At 65.7% G+C, this 239-nt stretch carries 1 protein-coding gene; it reads right to left on the bottom strand.

Going from position 1 to position 239, the window contains the following annotated elements:
* Positions 1-236, bottom strand: a 236-nt coding sequence (locus tag SB816_RS34655) for a TIM barrel protein (RefSeq protein ID WP_410548581.1), incomplete at its 3' end; no start/stop codon positions are given.
* Between the last annotated feature and the right edge of the window lie 3 nt (positions 237-239).

The raw sequence follows: 239 nt of genomic DNA, 5'->3' as shown, positions 1-239 counted from the left end.
CGATCGGGCAGGCAGGCGATGCCGCGCTCGCCGGCTTCCCAGTTGCCGGCCGGCAGGTTGTGCAGCACGAGCTTGAGGTCGTGCGCGTTCAGGCGCTCGGCGAGTTCGGCGGCCTTGTACGGATAAGGAAACAGGAATTCCACGGCATCGAAGCCCGCCTCGGCAGCCGCGGCAAAGCGGTCGAGGAACGGCACTTCGTTGAACAGCCTGGTGAGGTTCGCGGCGAATTTCGGCATGAG

This window comes from Achromobacter sp. SIMBA_011 (assembly GCF_046535435.1).
Taxonomy (GTDB): domain Bacteria; phylum Pseudomonadota; class Gammaproteobacteria; order Burkholderiales; family Burkholderiaceae_B; genus Achromobacter; species Achromobacter dolens.
This window is presented reverse-complemented; position numbering and strand designations above follow the sequence as displayed.